Annotated in this window: 17 protein-coding genes; 6 read left to right on the plus strand and 11 right to left on the minus strand. The window is 51.6% G+C overall.

The features are described 5' to 3' along the window. Positions 1–4 precede the first annotated feature (4 nt). The 4 genes from MLAB_RS03735 (at position 5) to MLAB_RS03750 (ending at position 3,716) form a co-directional block, all read left to right on the plus strand. On the plus strand, positions 5–709 hold the full coding sequence (locus MLAB_RS03735; RefSeq protein WP_048062011.1) for an endonuclease/exonuclease/phosphatase family protein: 705 nt from the start codon (positions 5–7) through the stop codon (positions 707–709). 459 nt (positions 710–1,168) lie between these two features. Next, complete coding sequence (gene asd / locus MLAB_RS03740) at positions 1,169–2,185, plus strand: aspartate-semialdehyde dehydrogenase (RefSeq protein WP_011833085.1); 1,017 nt, start codon at positions 1,169–1,171, stop codon at positions 2,183–2,185. Positions 2,186–2,207: 22 nt separating this feature from the next. After that, entirely contained in the window at positions 2,208–2,477 is a 270-nt protein-coding gene (albA, locus tag MLAB_RS03745; RefSeq protein WP_011833086.1) for a DNA-binding protein Alba, read from the plus strand. A gap of 6 nt (positions 2,478–2,483) precedes the next feature. Beyond that, on the plus strand, positions 2,484–3,716 hold the full coding sequence (locus tag MLAB_RS03750) for an ArsB/NhaD family transporter (protein WP_011833087.1): 1,233 nt from the start codon (positions 2,484–2,486) through the stop codon (positions 3,714–3,716). Between the two features lie 79 nt (positions 3,717–3,795). On the opposite strand, the gene MLAB_RS03755 is transcribed toward MLAB_RS03750, so the two are convergent. The 9 genes from MLAB_RS03755 to MLAB_RS03795 form a co-directional block, all read right to left on the minus strand. After that, the gene (locus tag MLAB_RS03755; RefSeq protein ID WP_048062012.1) at positions 3,796–4,335 is read right to left on the minus strand and encodes a hypothetical protein; all 540 of its coding nucleotides are present in this window, start codon (positions 4,333–4,335) and stop codon (positions 3,796–3,798) included. A 186-nt stretch (positions 4,336–4,521) separates the two neighbouring features. Further along, positions 4,522–5,439 (minus strand): ABC transporter ATP-binding protein, encoded by a 918-nt coding sequence (locus tag MLAB_RS03760; protein WP_011833089.1) that lies wholly within the window; start codon positions 5,437–5,439, stop codon positions 4,522–4,524. Beyond that, a complete protein-coding gene (locus MLAB_RS03765; RefSeq protein WP_011833090.1) occupies positions 5,432–6,370 on the minus strand; it encodes an ABC transporter ATP-binding protein in 939 nt (312 codons plus the stop codon). Before MLAB_RS03765 ends, MLAB_RS03760 begins: the two co-directional genes overlap by 8 nt. Next, positions 6,367–7,215 (minus strand): nickel transporter permease, encoded by an 849-nt coding sequence (gene nikC, locus MLAB_RS03770; RefSeq protein ID WP_011833091.1) that lies wholly within the window; start codon positions 7,213–7,215, stop codon positions 6,367–6,369. The genes MLAB_RS03765 and nikC overlap by 4 nt, the downstream gene beginning before the upstream one ends. Next, positions 7,199–8,149 (minus strand): nickel ABC transporter permease, encoded by a 951-nt coding sequence (gene nikB / locus MLAB_RS03775; RefSeq protein WP_011833092.1) that lies wholly within the window; start codon positions 8,147–8,149, stop codon positions 7,199–7,201. The genes nikC and nikB overlap by 17 nt, the downstream gene beginning before the upstream one ends. Then, positions 8,143–8,847, minus strand: a complete 705-nt coding sequence (locus MLAB_RS03780) for a class I SAM-dependent methyltransferase (protein ID WP_011833093.1) — start codon at positions 8,845–8,847, stop codon at positions 8,143–8,145. Before MLAB_RS03780 ends, nikB begins: the two co-directional genes overlap by 7 nt. Further along, positions 8,844–9,521: a class I SAM-dependent methyltransferase gene (locus tag MLAB_RS03785; protein ID WP_011833094.1), complete on the minus strand. Its 678-nt coding sequence runs from the start codon at positions 9,519–9,521 to the stop codon at positions 8,844–8,846. Before MLAB_RS03785 ends, MLAB_RS03780 begins: the two co-directional genes overlap by 4 nt. A gap of 5 nt (positions 9,522–9,526) precedes the next feature. Further along, positions 9,527–11,095 carry an ABC transporter substrate-binding protein gene (locus MLAB_RS03790; RefSeq protein WP_011833095.1) on the minus strand — a complete coding sequence of 523 codons (1,569 nt, stop codon included), beginning with the start codon at positions 11,093–11,095 and terminating at the stop codon, positions 9,527–9,529. Between the two features lie 146 nt (positions 11,096–11,241). Continuing rightward, positions 11,242–12,825 carry an ABC transporter substrate-binding protein gene (locus tag MLAB_RS03795; protein ID WP_011833096.1) on the minus strand — a complete coding sequence of 528 codons (1,584 nt, stop codon included), beginning with the start codon at positions 12,823–12,825 and terminating at the stop codon, positions 11,242–11,244. 121 nt (positions 12,826–12,946) lie between these two features. On the opposite strand from MLAB_RS03795, the gene MLAB_RS03800 reads away from it, so the two are divergent. Continuing rightward, entirely contained in the window at positions 12,947–14,167 is a 1,221-nt protein-coding gene (locus MLAB_RS03800; protein WP_011833097.1) for an MFS transporter, read from the plus strand. An 80-nt stretch (positions 14,168–14,247) separates the two neighbouring features. Continuing rightward, entirely contained in the window at positions 14,248–14,382 is a 135-nt protein-coding gene (locus tag MLAB_RS10000; protein ID WP_281034015.1) for a hypothetical protein, read from the plus strand. Positions 14,383–15,309: 927 nt separating this feature from the next. On the opposite strand, the gene MLAB_RS03805 is transcribed toward MLAB_RS10000, so the two are convergent. Both MLAB_RS03805 and metG read right to left on the minus strand, forming a co-directional pair. Further along, positions 15,310–17,970: a cation-translocating P-type ATPase gene (locus MLAB_RS03805; protein WP_011833098.1), complete on the minus strand. Its 2,661-nt coding sequence runs from the start codon at positions 17,968–17,970 to the stop codon at positions 15,310–15,312. Positions 17,971–18,175: 205 nt separating this feature from the next. Continuing rightward, entirely contained in the window at positions 18,176–20,197 is a 2,022-nt protein-coding gene (gene metG, locus MLAB_RS03810; protein ID WP_011833099.1) for a methionine--tRNA ligase, read from the minus strand. Between the last annotated feature and the right edge of the window lie 371 nt (positions 20,198–20,568).

Here is a 20,568-nt window from a genome sequence, read left to right on the forward strand (position 1 = left end):
TATAATGAAAATAATTACTTGGAATTGTGGTGGTAATTTTAGAAAGAAATTCAGGTATATTGAAAAGTATAATGCTGATATTTTAGTAATCCAGGAATGTGAATCTATAGATAAAATACAGTCTGCTAATCAGACAATAGTTATCAAGTACAATGTTGAATGGATTAATGACGGCTCTCAGCGAACCGATAAAGGGCTTGGCATATTTCTTAAAAAAGGCGTTGTATTTAAGAAACAAAACTGGGAAACATTTGGTCTGAATCATTATCTTGCTGTAAAAATTGAAAATAAATTTGATTTGATTGGGATATGGACGGAGAATCCGGGATATATTCGGGATGCATGTGTGTATCTCCAAATGTATGAGAAATTGTTTACGAATAAATCTGAGAATGTTCTTTTATGTGGTGATTTAAACTCATTTAAAAAGGATAAATATACCTCGAAAACGAAAAACATTGAAACATATTTCAAAAAATTATATGAAATGAATATTCATAGTTGTTATCATTACACATACGATAAAGAACTCGGGGATAAAGAAGAGTTAAAAACTTTCATATCCCCGAATGGAAAGAGGTATCATATTGATTATATTTTTACAAACATGGAATATTCAGGTTTTTTCATTGATGATTTCGATAATTTTAAAGTAAGTGGGAAGAATATAAGCGATCATGTGCCTTTAGGTGTAAATCTGGATATATAAGTTGGTATCGAGATAGATTCCAGAGAATTAGAAGCAATAAGAGCAACTAAAAAAACCTCTTCCTTTAGTCATCCGCCCCCGTCCCCCTTTTCGTGCATTTCGTTGATTTTTGTGAGTTTTGTGTGGGGGCGGGGAGGGTACAATTTGCATCTGCCTAACAACCAATCTATCTATTTTTCGTGTTTTCGTGTGTTTTTCGTGAATTTCGTGTGATGAGCGGGTTGGAGACGAAGTCGACGAACTTAGCTGAGCATGGCAAATGCCTTGCGAGAATGCGCACATCAAAAAGAGTCCAGTACACGAAACCAAAGTACAATCAAAAAAGCTCAACGTCGGAAAAATGAATGGAGGTATATTTTACAGAACCTATGATCGGACAAATCCCACTCGACAGTCCTATTCGTAGGACAGACTCTATCTAACACGTCTTTAAATAAGAGCCGCACCCTATATCTTCCTATGATAAATGTTGGTGTACTTGGCGCGACCGGCGCGGTCGGTCAGCGGTTTGTACAGTTGCTCGCAGACCACCCCTGGTTCAACCTGACCACGCTTACGGCTTCCGACCGTTCGGCAGGAAAAACCTACGGCTCGGTGGTAAACTGGCGGCTCGACTCACCCTTTCCGGACTCTTCAGCCGAACTCATCGTCTCGCCGACGACCGTCGACGCGGTAAAAGACTGCGATGTTGTCTTCTCAGCTCTGCCGGCTGATATCGCCACCAAACTCGAGACCGACATCGCCGATGCCGGAGTCGGTGTCTGCAGTAACGCAAGTTCCCACCGAATGGAAGCCGATGTCCCGCTGATGATCGCCGAGGTCAACCCCGAACACGCCGCACTCATCGACGTGCAGCGTAAGAAGGGCCGCGACGGGTTCATCGTAACCAATCCGAACTGTTCGACCATCATGCTTGCAACGGCGCTGGCTCCGTTACGGAAGTTCCCCTTCACAAACATCAATGTCGCAACCATGCAGGCGATCTCCGGTGCTGGATTTGAGGGCGTGCCTGCTTTCAGCATCTACGACAACGTGATCCCCTATATCGGCAGCGAAGAGGAGAAGATGGCCCGCGAGGCAAATAAGATCCTCGGGATCCTCGAAGGCGGCAAGATCACCGGTGCTCCGTTCACTGTCTCCGCATCCTGCAACCGCGTGCCGGTCATCGACGGACACACGCTCAATGTCTGGATCGACATCAAGGCAACGCCTGCAGAGGTCATTGACGCATTCAAGACCTGGCAGCCTCCGTTCTCGGGTCTGCCGACCCAGCCGGACCACACCGTCCTCTACCTCGATCAGGAAAACCGCCCGCAGCCAAGACTCGACCGGAACCGCGGAAATGCCATGACGGTCTCCGTTGGCAGAGTCCGGGAAGGAATCCGCTTCGTTGCGATGGGTCACAACACCATCCGCGGTGCCGCCGGCGCCTCCGTCTTAAATGCAGAACTGCTGCATACGATGAAATATATCTGAGAATCCCCAATATACTAGATAAATGGACGACAACACGGTATTAATCGGCACAAAACCCCTGATGAGTTATGTACTTGCCGTCGTTACGCAGTTCAACAACGGGAAGTCCGAGGTCGTTATCAAAGCAAGGGGGAAAGCCATCGTGCGGGCGGTCGATACTGCGGAGGTGTCGACCCGCCAGTTCCTTACCGGTGTTGTCAAAAAAAATATCTCAATATCTACGGATTCGGTTGAAACAGACGAGGGACCTGCAAATGTCTCTTCGATAGAGATCGTTCTGCAGAAGTCGTAACAGGTTATGGTCCCGATCGCCGTCTGGATCCTTGCAGCTGTTTTTTGTCTGATCGTTGTCAGGCGTATCGGCGGGGTGCGTCTTCCGATCTGGGGGATCATGACTGCCGGAGCTTTTGCCGCCCTGATCCTCGGCACGATCTCGATTCGGGATGCGTTTTTTTCGATCAATTACATCGTCATCCTCTTTCTCTTGGGGATGTTCGTTTTCGGAGCGGCTCTCGAAAAGTCCGGTCTCCTGCATCTGGCATCTCTGAAGGGGTTTGCCCGTGCAGCGACAAAAAAAGCGGTTCTTTTCTGGTTTATTCTGTTAATGGCGATCTTCTCAGCATTTCTGATGAATGATACCGTGGCAATAATCGGAACGACGGTCGCGCTTTTCTGTGCGGCAAAATATAAGATGCCGGTCAAAACGATGCTCTTTGCATTGTGTTTTGCGGTAACGTTTGGGAGCTGCATGACCCCTATTGGAAACCCGCAGAACCTGCTTGTAGCCCTTTCCGGAGGAGTGCCGTTTGCGTTTTTGCAGTTCCTGCTCTATCTTGTCGTTCCGTCGGTGATCTGCCTGTATATTTTGTATAGGATCCTTCTTTTGACGATCACCGATCCCGATTCGTCGGTCGTGCAGGAGAGTGAAGAGGTGATCTTCGATGAGAGTCTTACCCGGCTTACGAAGATCGCATTGAGGCTTGTCCTCATCGCGGTCGCCTGCCAGATCGTTCTTTCGTTTGTCGGGATCGAGATGCCGTTCGTGATTATCGCGGCCGCGGCGGCCTTGCCCCTCCTCCTTTTTTCCCGGAGACGGGTGGAACTTCTCCGGGCCGTGGACTGGTCGACGCTTCTGTTCTTTGCGTCCATGTTCGTTTTGATGGCGGCGGTCTGGAACTCCGGCTTCATCCAGACCATCCTGCCGTCGGAAATCTCATCGATCCCCGTCCTGTTCGCATCGGCGGTCATCGTGTCCCAGTTCATCTCGAACGTGCCCTTCGTGGCACTGGTTCTCCCGCTCCTGGAAGGGTCGGGCATTCCTTTGTATATGACGCTCGTTGCCGGATGCACGGCCGCCGGCTCCCTTACGATCATCGGCGCCGCTTCGACCGTGATCATTCTCCAGCATGCGGAAAAAAACGGCAAGACCTTTTCCTTCCTGGAGTTTTTCAGAATGGGGCTGCCGATGACCCTGGTCGCGGCCGCGGTGTACATTGGGTGGATCTTCTGTATCGGGCTGCTGATGGGCTGAACCTGATCTAAAAAAGGCGGGGGGATCTGGATTTTCGTTAGGATGGTTTCACTTAGTCATCTTTGATTTTAAGGCTTTTCTAAACATCTTCTGGCATCTTTGGTAGGTCCAATAAATCCATTATCTCGTTAAGTAGATTTTCAGCGTCGCCGTTCTCTATCCTCGTCGCTTTATTTTTATTATCTAATTCTAATTTCTTCTTCTTGACTATCTTTATCACATTCTCATAATTACTCGCATGTTGAATAAGTAGATTACTTTTATTCTCTGACTCATATAATTTCTTTGTTATTTCTGTATTTTTCGTCTTTTCCAAGCTCAAATCAGCCATAGATGCCGAAATCCTGTTTTCCGTGTTTTCTCTGTTGGCCGATTCGATTTTTTGGCCAAAGAAATACCCTGTAAGCGTCCCGGTGACCGAGGTGAATGCCCCGATCACTGCCACGATATCACTCGCTGTTCTCATGCCGACCAATATCATCAAACATCCAATCAGTAATGATGCTATCAGTCCTACGAGCGCGATGTAGAGACCGTAACTAGCATTTGTTCCGCTGTGTTGTTCGCTTGCCCCCGCTTGATTTGCATTTTGTGCTTCCGGGTTCTGAGTTTCTGTCATGTTTTCAGTCCTCAATAATTGTAGTGATAGCTATATTCGTATATATATATTTAACTCATCTTTTTCTTACAATATATTGATCATCCGATAATACTAGAGAAAATCGGAAAAAACCATGAAATAGGGTGGTTTCAAAAAAAAATATGGGTGATTTTCGCTCAATCCTGCTGCAGGGCCTGTATCCGGTCAGGTATATCCGAGCGGATGGACACAGCGAACCTTTCTTCCGTCGATGTTTCGTAAGACCTGCATCTCCTTACACAGATCATCGCGGAAAGCGCAGCGGTCAAAATATCTGCAGCCCTCTTCAGGAATAGGTGGTTTTTCGCTGGGAAGCACCGCCATTTCCCGGTAATGCGCCGCATCCCACAACGCCTGCGTATAGGGATGCAGGGGATGAGTGAACACATCCTCCCCGATCTCGACGAATTTTCCCCCGAACATCACATACGTCAGATCAGCCACGACGTTTGCAAACACCAGATCGTGTGTGATGATAATAAGAGCAATATTTCGCTTCTTCTGAATATCCTTCAGCAGGGACATGATGTATGACTGCACGGAGACATCCAGCATCGAGGTCGCCTCGTCACAGATCAGCAGATCCGGTTTCAGTGCCAGGGCACGGGCGATAACCACCCTCTGCAGTTCGCCGCCGCTCACCTGATGCGGGAACCTTGTTATGAACTCCGGTCCGAGTCCGACCTCGGCGAGAAGTTCAGGCACCATCTTGGCGATCTCTCCCCGTGAATACTTCCCGGAAAGAACCAGCGGTTCGGCCACCGACCTTCCGAGTTCCCACCGCGGATCCACCGCATCGTCAGGGTTCTGAGGGATCATCTGGAACTTCACGATGTGCTGCCGAAGCTCCTTCCACTTCATCCCGGTCAGTTTCTCACCGGAACAGTACACCTCGCCTTCGGTTGCCGGAAGCTGCATGGTGAGCATTTTCACGAGCGTGCTCTTCCCGCATCCCGACTCCCCGACGATCGCGATCGTCTCGCCTTTGCCGATCGAAATACTTACCCGGTCCACGGCCACCTTCTTCGTCACGGAAATCATACCGGACGTATAGACTTTCCTTAGTTCCTCTCCTCTAAGCATACTTCCAGCACCTCACGGTTCGTCCGTTCGTTTCGGTCATCGGCGGTTTTTCCGTCCGGCACCTGTTGTCGGCAAAGGGGCACCGCGGATTAAATCTGCATCCGTCCGGGACCTCGATCATCGACGGGGAGGGGCCGGGGATCGGATGCATCCCGCGTTCCGGCAGGGAATCGAGCAGGGCCCGGGAGTAAGGATGAAGAGGTTCTTTGAAAAACATCTCTGTTGGAGCGATTTCGAGGATCTCGCCGCAGTAGTTTACCGCGATCCTGTTTGCCATCGCTTTGGCAAAATCAATATCGTGCGTTATCAAAAGAAAAGCACATCCTTCGGCAGAGACCCTTCTAAAAGTCTCCGCGATCTCCTGTTTTTTGAGAGAGTCGACCCCTTTCGTCGGCTCGTCTGCGATGATCAGCTGAGGATTTGCCGCCGTTCCCATGGCGACCATCGCCCGCTGGAGCATACCTCCGCTGTACTGGAAAGGATACTCGCGTGCACGGGTCTTTCCAGGCACGATGGAAAACCTTTCCAGAAGCGACACGGCTTTTTCTCTGGCAGCTTCTTTTGTTATCCCCAGATGCGTCCACATCGGCTCCGCGATCTGGTTTCCGACCCGGATCCCCGGGTTCATCGAGAGATACGGGTTCTGAAAAATCGAACCGATCGTTTTTCCCCGGATCTTCTGCATCTCCTTTTCTGAAAGATCCGTAAGAGAGATCCCGTCAAGAGAGATATTGCCGGAAAAAATTGCATTGTCGGGAAGTAACCGCAGCACCGCAAGGCCGAGAACCGACTTGCCGGATCCCGATTCTCCAATAAGGGCGAACGTCTCATGCTCTTTTATCGAAAAGGAGGCATTGTCCACTGCCCGGACCGATCCGTTTTCCGTGGTCAGATGGACGCAGACATCCGTCACTTTCAGTATGCAGGTCATATTCTCCCCTCGAGTTCGGTTTTGGTCATCTTCTGGTCGAGAACATCACGCAGTCCGTCGCCGAAATAATTGAAGGCGAGCACGGTTATCATGATCATAAGACCCGGGAAGAACATCAAATACGGATCGGTCGTGACATAGGTCCTGCCCGCATTCAGCATCGCTCCCCACTCGGGAGTAGACGGCTGGACACCGAGTCCAAGGAAACTCAGACCCGCAGCTGCGAGAATAACGTTTCCGATGCCAAGCGTCGCCATGATCAGGACCGGCGAGATGATATTCGGCATCAGATGCTTTCCCATGATATAGAAGTTGGAACCGCCGACCCATCGTGCCGCGTGCATATATCCTTTTGATTTGATATCGAGGGTCGCTCCGCGTGCGACCCGGGCAAACGAGGTCCACTCGACGATGATGAGAGCAAGGATCATGTTCTCTATTCCCTGTCCCAGGAACGCAGTTATCGCGAGGGCGAGAAACATCGACGGGAACGCGAGGAAACTGTCCGTCAGCCGCATGATGACTTCATCCAGCCACCCGCCGTAATATCCCGCAAGGATCCCAAGGGTAAGGCCGATCGCGAGCGAAACTCCGACAACGATGAACCCGACCGAAAGCGAGGCACGTGCTCCGTACATCGTCATGGTAAGGATGTCCCTGCCTAAATGATCGGTCCCGAACGGGTGTTCCAAAGACGGGAACTGCAGACGGTCCGAGAGATTTTTGTTGGTGTAGTCGTACGGTGACAGAACATCCGCAAAAAGCGCCATACAGATGAGCAGCCCAAGAATGATGAGGGAGATCATGATCTGCCGGTTTTTGAGATACTTACGAAGTTCTGTCATATCGTATCTCCGGGTTTGCCCATACATAGAGCAGGTCGACAATGAAGTTGATGACTAAAAATATGATTGCGACGAAGAGGATGGAACCCTGGATCATCATGTAATCATACGAGAGAATCGAACTTACGACGAGATTTCCGATACCCGGCCAGCCGAAGATCGTTTCTACCACGACGGACCCGTTTAAGAGGAATCCGATCGAAAGACCGACAACGGTAATGATCGGAACAAGGGCGTTTTTCAGCGCATGCCGCATCAAAACCGTCGCCTCGGACAAACCCTTTGCCCGGGCAGTCTGGATATACTCTTTTCCAAGCACATCGAGCATACTCGATCTGACCATGCGCATCATCACGGCGGCCGATCCCGTCCCAAGGACAAGGGCGGGGAGGATCATATACGAGATGTCGGTCCCGTGCCCGAACCCGCCGCCCGGCAGCCAGTGAAGGATGACGGAAAACACGATGATCATAAGGTATGCCTGCCAGAAGTTCGGCATCGACACGCCGATAAGGGCGCCGAACCGGCATAAACTGTCGAAGATCGTGTTGTGTTTGACCGCCGAGATGATGCCAAGCGGGATCGCGATGATAAGTGCGATGACGAGTGCAAGGGCCGACAGAGTCAGTGTATTTTTGAATGCATTGATCACGGTCTCAAAGACGGGTTGTTCGCTCATGTAGGAGTACCCAAGATCGCCGGTCGCTGCGTTTTTCAGCCAGGTCATATACTGGACGATGAACGGCTGGTCAAGTCCGTGGGCCACACGGAATTGTTCGACGGCCGCCTCATCGTAGCCCCCGCCGGGGCTCGTCATCATGATCTCCGCCGGGTCTCCCGGGGCGATGTAGATAAGAGAAAAACTCAAAAATGAGATGAAGATAAGTATCGGTATCAGATACAGAAGTCTTCTGATGAAATACTCTCTCAGCATGATTTCTTTGCAGAGACTATGTAGGGGGTGACCGTAGTTTCGCCGATATCGATCGACTTCAGGAACGCCTGATAGTCGTCAAGATACCGCCATGTCGAGTCGGAAAATCCGTGACCCGTAATGAGGGAGACGACCTTTTCAGGCGTGTTGTTTTTGCCGAGCGGGAGATTTGGACGGACTTCCTCGTAGCATTCGTCGAAGAATTCAGAGTAGGGTTTGTTTGGTGTGGTATGATCTTGTGTGTCGGTATACCAGACCCCGTCTACGGCTATTATCTGGCCGCCCGGTGTGAGGATTTTGTTTGCTCCGTTAAGAAAAGCATCAGGATGCGGCAGGGTCCACATCAGATATTTGCTGATGATGAGATCGGCGGAACCTGCGTCAAGATCGAGATTTTCAGCGTCGCCCTCGCGGAATGCTGCTGTAATTCCGAGTTTTTCCGCATTGGCCTGTGCTTTTTTGACCATTTCTGGAGAGAGGTCGATCCCGGTAACAGTGTGCCCCATCTTTGCAAGAGCGAGCGCTAAAATGCCGGGTCCGGTTCCTACCTCGATGACGTTGAGATGCTTTCCCGCCGGAATGATCGGCGTAAAGATTCGTTCCCAGAACTCGATCTCATCGGTGATTCGGCTCATATATTCCTGGTGATAACTTGTGCTTCGCCAGTTCCAGTAATCAGCTATTTTGTCTTTGATCATGATTTAACTCCTGTTTCAAGGTAAGGTGTCGTTTGATAATCCCGTCCGTTCGGGTCGCATCTCTGCATGTAGTCGGCATACTCGGGGAGATATTTCCAGGAGACCTCGGAGAAACCTGCGGTTTCCACGAGGCCTGCGATCCTTTCCGGCGTGTTCGCATTATAGAGAGGAAGATACTGCCGGATATTTGCCGAACACTCTTCGGTTTCCTGGTCATCGGGTTTGAACCAGTGACCGTCTATCGCAAAGATCCTGCCGCCGGGGACGAGGACACGTTTGCATTCCTGGAAAAATTTTTCATGGTCCGTCAGGGTCCACAGAAGATGCATGTTCACGACAACGTCGAAACTGTTGTCCGCGAACGGAAGGTTTTCTGCATCTCCCTGATGGAAATCGATGGAAAGACCTCGGGCCGCAGCGCCTTGTTCTGCCCGTGCGAGCATCTCCTCGGAGAGATCGAGAGCCGTGACCCGATGACCTAATTCCGCAAAGGTCATCGCCTGGATCCCGTAACCGGTCCCGATATCCAGTACTTTCAGGGGTGTTTGTTTGGGGAGATACTCTTTGAAGTAGCTCTGCATCAAAACGATCTCCTCGTCGAGATATGCATGATATCGTTTCCGATATCCCGGACTCAGCTCGTTCCAGTGTTTGCGGATCGTTTCGTTCGACATGGGATTCAGGTGATGGTGATGTCTTTGGTCATCATCGTGTATTCGTTCGGGTAGATCTCGAGATTCAGGACATCATTGCCGACTCCCCAGTTCTGCGATTCATAGAACAGATAGATCAGTCCTGCGTCGTTCTGGGTGATGTTCTGGATCTCGTCGTACAGTTCAGCCCGCTCCGCCTGATCGAAGGTCGTGCTTGCTTTCAGGATGAGTTCATCGACTTCGGGGTTGGAGTAGTGCAGCCAGGTGGAAGCATACGCGGCGGTCGAGAAGAACATTCTGCTCAGGAAATAATCCGGGTCTCCGGTCGGCATGGTCGACCAGGCGGCCATCGTCATGTCGTAATTTCCGGCGGCGACATCGACTTTGATGGCGCTGCTTTCCATGATACGCGTGTTGACGGTAATACCCAGATCTTCATACTGGGCTGCGATGACTTCCAGTGTCGGCGGGAGAGCCGCACGTTTGGAGTAGGTCGTTATCTCGATGGTGAACGGTTTGCCGTTGTAATACAGTTTCCCGTCAGCCCCCGGCAGGATCCCTGCCTCGGCTAAGAGAGCCAGCGCCTTTTCTTTGTTGTATGCATATGATTCGATCTCGTCGTTTGCGTTCCACGGCGAGGAGTATGAGAACGGACCGACCGCGACAACGCCGCCGACGCCTTCAAGCGCCGTGTCGACGATCTCCTGACGGTTCACTGCGTAACTGAGTGCCTGACGGACGCGGACGTCATTGAACGGCGCTTTGTTTTCGTTCATGTAGACAAAGTACGTACGGAGCATCGCTTTCGATTCGACATGCGTGTCTGCCGCGTTTTTCACGGCTGCATACTCGCTTGGGAGAATGTCACGAACTACGTCGGCATCACCAGATTTGATGAGAAGCGTACGTGCGGTGGCATCACCGATGTAGGTCGTGTTCACTCCGGCAAGTCCTACTTTGCCGCCCCAGTAATTCTCGTTTCTCACGACGTCCAGGCTTGCGCCGGATTCAAGCGCGGAGAAAACGAACGGTCCCGTTCCGACCGGTTGTTTGTTGACATCGACGATGTTCGGACTGACGATAGACATGATCGGGTCGACGAGGGATGCGATCAGCGGAGCATACGGTTTATTGGTCTCGATGATGATCGTATAGTCGTCCGTTTTTCTGACATCTTCAATGAACGCATACTCGTAAGCACGGCTGTTTGATGCATTGAGGACACGGTTGAACGAGAAAATGACCGCGTCGGCATTGAACGGCGTCCCGTCATGGAACGTAACACCTTTACGCAGAGTGATCTCCCACGTCGTGTCGTTCAAAAGCTTGTATCCGGTCGCAAGTTTGGGCTGGAGGACCATGTCCGGGTCGTATGCGAACAGGGTCTCGTAAATGCCTGCTTTATCGACATACCATCCTTCCCAGCCGTTTGCCGGGTCGAGACTGCCGCCCGTGTCCGGGCCCTCGATCTCCACGAGACGAAGAACTTTTTCTCCGGAATCGGATGACTGAACGCATCCTGCCACGCAAACCGCGGCGATAAGGAGGACCGCGATACTTATGAGCAAGATTATTTTCTGGAAACCACTCTGCATGTTTTTACCTCGAAAAGTATGAACAAATTTTATGTTTGTAATATTATATTAATTGCCTCTTTTTATTCGTATGTTTTTAAAATCTACAAATATTATATTCGTAATAATAAAAAAGAAGCTGCCGGGTTCATCCGGCAATCGCTCTGTTATACGACCGCGATGTTCTTTGTGACGAGCGTGTAGTCGTTGGGGTAGATGGTGAATCCCTTAACGGAGGTACTCATCGCATCGTTTTCCATCGCATAGAACACGTAGATGATCGGACAATCGATCTGCGCCTGTTCCTGGATCTTGTCGTAGAGCTCGGCTCGCTTGGTCTGATCAAAGGTCGACCGTGCGGCAAGGATCCATTCATCCATCTGCGGATTCGAGTAATGGGTCCAGCCGGAAGCGTATGCCCCGGTCGAGAGATAGTGACCGCTGATGAAGTAGTCCGGGTCTCCGGTCGGTGCCGTGACCCAGGTATAGAGTACCATATCATAGGTTCCCGATGTCACGGTTGATTTGATCGCGCTCCATTCAGCGTGTTTCGTCGTGACCGTGATACCGAGCTTTTCATACTGGGCCGCGATCACTTCCAGGCTTGCCGGAAGGGCCGCACGGTTCGTATAGGTCATTATCTCGATGGTGAACGGTTCGCCGTTATAATACAGTTTTCCGTCGGATCCTTTGGTGATTCCTGCTTTGGCCAGGAGTTCAAGGGCTTTTGCCTGATCGTTGTCGTAGCTGGCGATCTTGTCGTTTGCGTTCCACGGCATGGTATTCGTAAACATACCTACCGCAGGAGAACCCGCCACGCCTTCAAGCGCGGTATCCACGATTTCCTGACGGTTCAGTGCGTAGCTGAGTGCCTGACGAACGTTCACGTCATCGAACGGAGCTTTTCCGCCGTTGATGTAGATGAAGTATGCTCGAAGCGTCTCCTTGGATTCGACATCGGTCGAGGAGTCTGATTTCAGGGAAGCATACTCGCTTGGGAGAATATCCTTTGCGATATCGACATCGCCGGACTTCAGCATAAGCGTCCGTGCGGTCGCGTCGGCGTTGTATGTCATGGAGAGTTTCGCAGCTTTCGGCGTGCCGCCCCAATACTTGTCGTTTCTGACGAGATCCATGCTTGCACCCGATTCAAACGAAACGAATGCATAGGGTCCGGTACCGACCGGCTGTTTGTCCACATCGACAATGTTCGGACTGATGATCGACATGACCGGATCAACGAGCGATGCGATCAGCGGAGCATACGGTTCGGTCGTTTCGATTACGATCGTATAGTCGTCAGTCTTTCTCACTTCTTTAATGAATGAGTACTCGGATGAACGGCTGTTTGCGGGGTCGAGGACCCGGTTGAACGAATATATCACCGCGTCGGCGTTGAACGGCGTTCCGTCGTGGAAGACTACGCCCTTGCGAAGCGTGATTTCCCATTCGGTATCGCTCAATGCTTTGTAGCCGGTTGCCAGTTCGGGTTTGAGTTCCATGTTCTGATCATCATAGAAAAGCGTCTCAAAGAGGCCCGCTTCCCGCACATACCAGCCTTCCCACCCATTGGCCGGGTCGAGACTGCCGCTTGAATCGGGACCGAAGTTCATGACGACGCGAAGCGTACTGTCATCATTTCCTGACTGGACGCATCCGGCGCAAATCACCATGGCGCCGATCAGTACGCCTGCAATACACAGTGCGGCGAATCCGTTGATGGATAAGCCCTCTAAAATACGTTTTTTCATATCAACACACCAAAGTTATGAATAATTTTATATTTGTAATACTATATTAATACATTCAGAATAATTATATGTTAAATATTTGTTGAAATTTGATGAACGTAAGATTAAACAAATAAATAGAATGCGTGATTATCAATACTCATCTTCAGGCGACTCCATGCGTCATACCTACAATACAAAAATAACCGGGGCGATCAGCGGTCATTTTCTGATCGATCTGTATACGCCGATCCTGCCGGTGATCCTCCCTCTTCTCATTGTCAATCTGGGGCTCTCGTATTTTCTTGCAGGGCTTGTCGTTACCGTATTCAATGTGGTCTCGTCCGTGACCCAGCCGTTTATCGGGCTTTACGGAGACCGGACTGGTAAATGGGTGAGCGTGCCGTTCTGTGTTCTGATCGGCAGCGTAGGAATATCACTCTCGGTTCTGGCGAACAATTACCTGATCGTTCTGTTCCTTGTCGGAGGAGCGGCCGTCGGTCATGCCCTCTTCCATCCTTCCGCGATGGCCCTCGTCCATAAACTGAGTCCGCCTGCCAAAAAGGGATTGTACAACTCGATTTTTACCACAAGCGGCAGCATCAGTTATTCGCTCGGCCCGATGATCGCCGGTTTTTTCATCACGTTCGGCGGTCTGCCGTCGGTCGCCTGGATGATGGTTCCGGGGATCGTCGGGGCTGCCTGGATCTATCGAAACGACCGCCGCACCGGAACGGTTGAGCCGATCAAAAAAGAGCCGGTCGAAAAGAAACAGGTCCACGGGAAGTACTGGTGGATCCCGGCCGGTCTGGTTGTGACGGTGTGTGCTCTGCGGGCCTGGGCGTATGTTGGGGTCATTACGTATCTGCCGACCCTGCTCCTTTTATGGAATCAGGGGATCGACACGTTCACGGTCTCGGTCATCATCACGGCCATGCTCTTTACCGGCGTGTTCGGGCAGGTGGCCGGCGGCTATCTTTCCGACCGTTTTGGACGGAAAAAAGTCCTGGTGCTTGGATTCCTCTGTGCGATCCCGTGTTTCTGTCTGATATTCCTCACGACCGGATGGACGATGTATGCCGGGATCATGCTGTATGCATTCTTTGCGAGCTTCTGTTATGTGGCTTCGGTGACGATGACTCAGGATCTTCTGCCGGGCAGCGTCGGGTTTGCGTCTGGCCTCACGCTCGGTCTTTCGATGGGTATCGGCGGAGTTGGAGCGGCCCTGATCGGGTGGGTAGCGGATGTCATGGGTTCCCTGCCGGACGCGATGTTTCTGCTGATTATTCCAACGATCCTCTGTCCGATTCTCGCGCTGTTTATCAAATACTCGGATAAGCCCGCTGCGGTCGCCGAAGAGTGAGGCGGCGTCTCACTGACTGCTGAATCTCCGGCAAAAATCCGAGAATAATTTTATCTTCAAACACAGCTATACAGAAAATAATGGCATTTGATTTTGTAGATTACGATGACGATTCCATCCGATTTGCAGATAAGACCGACAAAAAGAAATCCGGCGAACATTTCCCGAAAAAGGCTGATATCAAAGCGATGAAAACCAAGAATAAACGCAGGTAATTTTTTTTCAAAAATCTATTTTCTCATTTCCGTATCCGGAACGAATTGAAACCAAAATTTGACCGTTGGCAAATATACATCTCCCACATCTCATTACTTATTTCTGATTTAGGGGGTGCGGGAGGGGACAGCTGAGGGGAGCGAAAGCGACGAGAGCCTTGAGCAAACCGATGGTTTGTGACCCGGCGCGGAGGCGGATCGACGGCACCCCAAATCAAATAAAAAATATTGAATGTTGGGATATAGTCTGAAAAGTACGTGGTTCACGAACCAAGTCGTCTTTTCTATTCAAATAGGATTTACGCGGTGTTAATGACAATCCAATTCGGGAAGGAGGTTGTTGGGTGTGGAAACCTGAGATAAAACCAACCGCGAATCGGCGCGAATCCTGCCCTTCGGGCGAGGCGAATCGGATTTGCTTTTCCTCACTCTCGCTCGTCGTATCCCTCGCAAATCAAAGATTTGCTCGGCTAAGACACGACGGCTCGTCCCTTCATCGGGACCGTTCGGGCAAATCCTGTCGGCGCCCCAGCGCCTCCTATATGGAAGAGATTCATTGACCAGGTCTCAATATGAAAAATATCCTCTTTACTGACAGTCACGATATAAAATCAAGAGGCAAATCAATCATGGGAGCCGCTGGGGCGGCGACAGGATTTGCCCGAACGGTCCCGATGAAGGGATGAGCAAGACAGCGAAGCTGGATTGCGAAAGTGAGGATAAGCAAATCCGATTCTTCTCGCCCGAAGGGCGGATTCGCGCCGATTCGCGGTTGGTTTTTCTCTTGTGTCAAAACGAATGTCGTACACGAAATCGAAGTACATCTCATAAGAACTTCAGTTTTTTCCGGTAGGATCTCACCGCGTAAGTCTTATTCAACATCTTTTTTCTCCGTTTCGTATCCGGAACTCATTATACTGCTGCTGACTACTCCGACGGGTAGATTCGTCTCATCACCTTCTTGATCGCATACACGACGCCGGTCGTGGCAAATGCCGCCAGCAGGATCACCGCCCAGGTATCTGCCGTAAGGGGCGTTGTTCCGATCGTCTGCTGCATAAACGGAACATAGATCACCATGATCTGCAGGAGCAGGGATAAACTTACAGCGCCGACCAGGACCTTATTTTCCCGTATCAGCGTTGTGAGGCCGAACCCGTTTTCTTTGCGGATGTTGAGGACATGGAGTAGCTGGGCAAGAACCATAAACGTAAAAGTCGCCGTCTGCACGTAAAGCAGCGAAGTATTCTGGGTTAAGAAGAAATTAAAGATCAAAAAGGAACTCAGTCCGAGAACAGCACCGCTGAAAAGGATCCTTCCAAGAAACCGCTTATTGATCAGGCCGCTATGTGTACTCCTCGGCGGCGCTTTCATGATGTTTGCCTCTGCCGGTTCATATGCCAAGGCCATAGCCGGCGCAATATCGATAACAAGGTTAAGGAAGAGAATATGGAGCGGCAGGATAGGCAGAGGTTTCAGGAAACTGACGCTCAGAAAAATCGTGATGATCTCGACCATATTGCAGGAAAAAAGGAACGAAACATACTTTTTTATGTTCGAAAAGATGACCCTTCCCTCTCTCACGGCGTCCACGATCGTGTAAAACCGGTCATCCGTCAGGATCATATCCGACGCCTCTTTGGCAACCTCCGTACCCCGGATCCCCATCGCCACGCCGATATCCGCACTCTTCAACGCCGGCGCATCATTCACCCCGTCCCCGGTCATTGCCACGACGGATCCCTCCTTTCGCAGTGCATCCACGATCTGCATCTTATTTTCAGGCGAAACACGGGCAAACACCGCGGTCTTTTTCACAAGATCGCCGAACTCCGGCGTCCCGGCCGCCAAATCAAGCTCTTTTCCGGTGATCGCCGCCTTTGCCTCCCTCAGACCTATCTCCCGGGCAATGATCGAGGCGGTTTTCGGATCATCGCCCGTTATCATCTTCACCTGGATGCCGGCCTGCTGGCAGATACCGATCGCTTCTCTGACATCGTTTCGCGGGGGATCCGTGATCCCGACGATCCCGAAAAGATCCACCCGATCGAGATACGAAACGATGCTTACTCTGCTCCCGTCTCCGCTATATCCGTTGAGTTTGCCGACCCCAAGAACCCGCAGACCTTTTTCCGTCAGATGGTCGTTTGCGTCTTGCAGCCTTTCCTTCTCTTCTCTTGACTGCAGAGACATCGCAAGAAGCACGTCCGGCGCTCCTTTGATAAACGCATGGACCGTTTCCCCGTGTTCATACACCGTGATCATATACTTCCTCGCGGAATCGAACGGCATCTCGCCGATCCTAACCCAGCCGCCCGCATGAAGACTTTCCCTGCTTATTCCCGCTTTAGCTCCCAACACGACCAGAGCTCCTTCGGTCGGATCGCCGATCACGGAATACTCCAGCTCATCCTTTTTCAGCACTGCATTGCTGCAGAGGACCGCGGCGGCGATGATGTCCCAAAGCCGGTCGTCATCCGAAAGATCGACAGCACGCTCATCGGCGAGAATATTTCCGACCGGCTGATACCCGTTTCCTTCAACCGTATATGACCGGTCGTTTGTCAGCACGATCCTTCCGACCGTCATCTGATTTTCGGTGAGTGTCCCGGTTTTATCCGTGCATATCACGTTTGTCGAACCAAGGGTCTCCACGGCCGGCAGGTGTTTGACCAGCGCCTTATGTTCCGCCATCGTCCGCATCCCGCGGGACAATGTCATCGTTGACACTGCAGGCATCGCCTCGGGGATCGCGGCCACGGCGAGGATAAGCGCCGTATGAAGAATGGCCTCAATCGGATGGTTCGTCACAAACCCGGCGGTCAATACCGCAATGCCGGCCAGCAATGCCACGAGGATGAGGATTTTGCTGAGCTTGTTCATCTCTTTACCAAGCGGCGTCCTCTCTTTGATGCCGCTCTCTAGCATCCCGGTGATCTTTCCCACTTCCGTCGACATCCCGGTACTGGTGACGACCGCATGGGCATTACCCCGTGTTGCGGATGTGCCGGCAAAGACCATATTGATCCTGTCCCCAAGTCCGGTATCCTCGGAAAAAAGTGCCAGTGCATCCTTTTCGACCGCGTCCGACTCCCCGGTGAGGGCGGACTCGATACAGGCAAAATTCATACTGCGGATAAGTCGTGCATCCGCCGGAACGGAATCGCCCTCCTCTATAAAGATCAGATCACCGGGTACCAGTTTCGAGGCATTGATCTCCTGCCAGACGCCGCCCCGCACGACCTTGGCATGGGTGAAGATCATCCGCTGGAGGGATTCTATCGATTTCTGTGCCTTATATTCGGTAAAAAAGCTGGTAAGTACGGCGATCATCAATGCGATCAAAACAGCGATGCCTTCGATGATCTCCCCCATGGAAAAAGACAGGACCGCGGCGACGATCAGGATGTAGACGATGATATTATTGATATTATGCAGCAGAATACGCCAGGCTGAAACGCCCCTGGCTTTTTTCAGCTCATTTTTTCCGTATTCCTGCTGTCTTTTCTGTGCTGTTTCTTCGGATAACCCGAACACTCTGTCAGTATTGAGTTCTGTGAGCACATCCTCTATCGTTTTTTTGTACATTCCCTCTCTCCAGGAAAGCGTGGATGGTCCAAATAACCGCCGTGATCATGCAGTATTCATTCTGGAAACAACGGATTTTGCTGCGCCTGCCCCGAAAAAGCATACCTAACCGATGCCTATAATCAATGAATGGTTGGAAGAAGACATAAAGCCAGTCTATTCCGGCACTTAAAAAAAATGGGGGTGATGTAGGTATGCCAAAAGATCAGTGGACTTTGGTTCCTTCCGGCACATCCTTCAGCGGAACAAGAAGCGATGCCTCTTCGCCTGCGGCAAACAGCATCCCGTTGCTCTCCTCGCCCCGGAACTTTGCCGGCTTCAGGTTTACGACCACGATGATCTTCTTATCCACCATCTCTTCAGGCGTATAGACATCGGCGATGCCTGACACGATCTGTCTGACCTCGGTTCCGATATCCACCTGCAGACGCAGAAGTTTCGTCGTCTTTGGCACTCTCTCCGCTTTCACGACCCGACCCACGCGGAGATCGAGCTTTGCTACATCGTCTATTGTTATGATCTCTTCCGAGATTGGTTCTATTACTGCTTCCATAGTATTCTTTCCTGCTGCTTTCTTCTTCGAATCCTCGGCCCGCTTTGTCAGCACGGCCTCCATCTCCTCACGCTGCTTGTCCTCGATTCTCGCAAACAGCGGCTTCACATCGCCAAGTGTTGTGTTCTCGAACGGAACCAGCGCATCGCTGATCGGGCGGCTCTCGATCTTGTCCGTATAGCCGAGCATCTCCCAAAGTTTCTGGGAAGACTCGGGCATCACCGGCTGCATGATAAGAGCACACGCCTTCACGATCTGGAGACAGTTCTTTAATATCTGTGCGGCCGCTTGCGGATCTTCCTTGATCAGCTTCCAGGGAGCCGCGTTCGAGATATAGCTGTTTCCGTATGCCGCGAGAAGAAGGATGCCGTCGACGGCCGCCTTGAACTCGTATGCACGGACGGACTCCTCAATTGCAGCGAGCGAACGTTCGATCTCGGCAAAGATCTCTGCCTCGACCGGGACCTGCGGCACATCGCCGAACTTGGTCTTGACCAGGCTCATGCTCCGGTTCGCGAAGTTCCCGAACGTGTTCACGAGTTCATTATTGATCCGTGCCTGGAACTCTTTCCAGGAGAAGTCCAGTTCGCGGGTGTGGCTCGTATAGGCGAGGAGATAATACCGGAGATAATCCGCCGGCAGTCCCTTGTCAAGGTAATCCTCTTTCGTCCAGACGACGTTTCCTTTCGATTTGGAGAACTTCTCGCCGTCGATCGTGACCATGCCGCTCGCTACGACCGCGGTCGGCGGCTGATAGCCGGCCCCGTGAAGCATTGCCGGCCAGAAGACACAGTGGTGATAGATGATGTCGGACCCGATGAAGTGGACTCTATCTCCCTCGCACCAGTATTTCTGCCAGCTGTTGTTGGTGGCTTTCGCCCATTCTTCAGTGAACGAGATGTATCCGATCGGGGCATCCACCCAGACATAGCAGACGAGATCGTCGGATCCCGGGAACTTGACGCCCCAGTCCATCATTCGGGTGATGCACCAGTCTTTGAGTTCGTTTTCTACCCAGCCGATGGCGTAGTTTTTGGCGTTGAGCGTTCCGCCGAGGGTCGGCAGATACTCCAGAAGATAGTCCCTAAAGCTGCTGAGCTTGAAGTAGTAGTGCTTCTGTTCGCGGAGTTCGGCTTTGGTCCCGCAGGTTGCGCAGACGGGATCGAGGATCTCTCCGGGTTCGAGGTGCCGGCCGCATCCCGAGTCGCATTCATCCCCGCGGGCATGTTTGCCGCAGTAGGGGCAGGTTCCTTCGACGTACCGGTCGGGGAGGAAGCGTTTGCATTTGGGGCAGTAGCTTTGCTGGATGGTCTGTTCGTAGACATATCCGCGGTCGATGAGGGTCTGGAGGATGGAGACGGTCCGGTGGTGGTTGGTCGGGTCGTCGGTCATGCCGAACCGGTCGAATGCGATGCCCATGGATTTGAAGACGTTGTCGAAGTGGGCGTGGTATGTTTCGGATACGGCACGCGGCGTGGTTTTTTCGGCCTCGGCCGTGACGACGATGGGGGTCCCGTGGTTGTCGGATCCGCAGATGAAGACGATGTCGTCGCCGAGACGCCTGAGGTATCGTACGTAGAAATCGCCTGGGATGTACGTCCGGAGGTGCCCGAGATGGCAAAAACCGTTTGTATAGGGCAAACCGCACGTAACGACAGTGGGCTTATTGGTCATGCGGTACTATTTGGAGCGGATTGGTATTAAATACTGATTTCGTGGGTTGGCGACGAAGGGGTTGCCTTAGCTTGAGCAAGTTTTCGAAGGAAACGTGCGAGTGCGGGTTGGACGCGGAACGCGGACGACCTTGGCGGAGGCGGACCGACCCATAGGGGCGGGCTTAGCCGAGCAAGGCTTTGCCTTGCGACCAAATCTTTGATTTGCGACTGCGGGCGGGGACCTTTAGGTCCCTCAGCTGAGCAAACCGAAGGGTTACGACTTAGTTTACTGAGTTCGCCGGCTTCTTTCCGGTTCCCCTGAGATGCTGTCAGAAATCATTAGGGGTATCAGAAAGAGAAAGGGTTTGAAAGAACAAATCCTGACTCCGA

The organism is Methanocorpusculum labreanum Z, from assembly GCF_000015765.1.
Taxonomy (GTDB): Archaea; Halobacteriota; Methanomicrobia; order Methanomicrobiales; family Methanocorpusculaceae; genus Methanocorpusculum; species Methanocorpusculum labreanum.

Excerpts from the sequence above, each read along its gene's own strand:
- albA (WP_011833086.1), top strand. The coding sequence starts at position 2,208 with ATGGACGACAACACGGTATTAATCGGCACAAAACCCCTGATGAGTTAT.
- MLAB_RS03765 (WP_011833090.1), bottom strand. The coding sequence starts at position 6,370 with ATGACCTGCATACTGAAAGTGACGGATGTCTGCGTCCATCTGACCACG.
- MLAB_RS03800 (WP_011833097.1), top strand. The coding sequence starts at position 12,947 with ATGCGTGATTATCAATACTCATCTTCAGGCGACTCCATGCGTCATACC.
- nikB (WP_011833092.1), bottom strand. The coding sequence starts at position 8,149 with ATGCTGAGAGAGTATTTCATCAGAAGACTTCTGTATCTGATACCGATA.
- MLAB_RS03780 (WP_011833093.1), bottom strand. The coding sequence starts at position 8,847 with ATGATCAAAGACAAAATAGCTGATTACTGGAACTGGCGAAGCACAAGT.
- MLAB_RS03805 (WP_011833098.1), bottom strand. The coding sequence starts at position 17,970 with ATGTACAAAAAAACGATAGAGGATGTGCTCACAGAACTCAATACTGAC.
- MLAB_RS03795 (WP_011833096.1), bottom strand. The coding sequence starts at position 12,825 with ATGAAAAAACGTATTTTAGAGGGCTTATCCATCAACGGATTCGCCGCA.
- MLAB_RS03785 (WP_011833094.1), bottom strand. The coding sequence starts at position 9,521 with ATGTCGAACGAAACGATCCGCAAACACTGGAACGAGCTGAGTCCGGGA.
- asd (WP_011833085.1), top strand. The coding sequence starts at position 1,169 with ATGATAAATGTTGGTGTACTTGGCGCGACCGGCGCGGTCGGTCAGCGG.
- MLAB_RS03790 (WP_011833095.1), bottom strand. The coding sequence starts at position 11,095 with ATGCAGAGTGGTTTCCAGAAAATAATCTTGCTCATAAGTATCGCGGTC.
- MLAB_RS10000 (WP_281034015.1), top strand. The coding sequence starts at position 14,248 with ATGGCATTTGATTTTGTAGATTACGATGACGATTCCATCCGATTTGCA.
- MLAB_RS03750 (WP_011833087.1), top strand. The coding sequence starts at position 2,484 with ATGGTCCCGATCGCCGTCTGGATCCTTGCAGCTGTTTTTTGTCTGATC.
- nikC (WP_011833091.1), bottom strand. The coding sequence starts at position 7,215 with ATGACAGAACTTCGTAAGTATCTCAAAAACCGGCAGATCATGATCTCC.
- MLAB_RS03735 (WP_048062011.1), top strand. The coding sequence starts at position 5 with ATGAAAATAATTACTTGGAATTGTGGTGGTAATTTTAGAAAGAAATTC.
- MLAB_RS03755 (WP_048062012.1), bottom strand. The coding sequence starts at position 4,335 with ATGACAGAAACTCAGAACCCGGAAGCACAAAATGCAAATCAAGCGGGG.
- metG (WP_011833099.1), bottom strand. The coding sequence starts at position 20,197 with ATGACCAATAAGCCCACTGTCGTTACGTGCGGTTTGCCCTATACAAAC.
- MLAB_RS03760 (WP_011833089.1), bottom strand. The coding sequence starts at position 5,439 with ATGCTTAGAGGAGAGGAACTAAGGAAAGTCTATACGTCCGGTATGATT.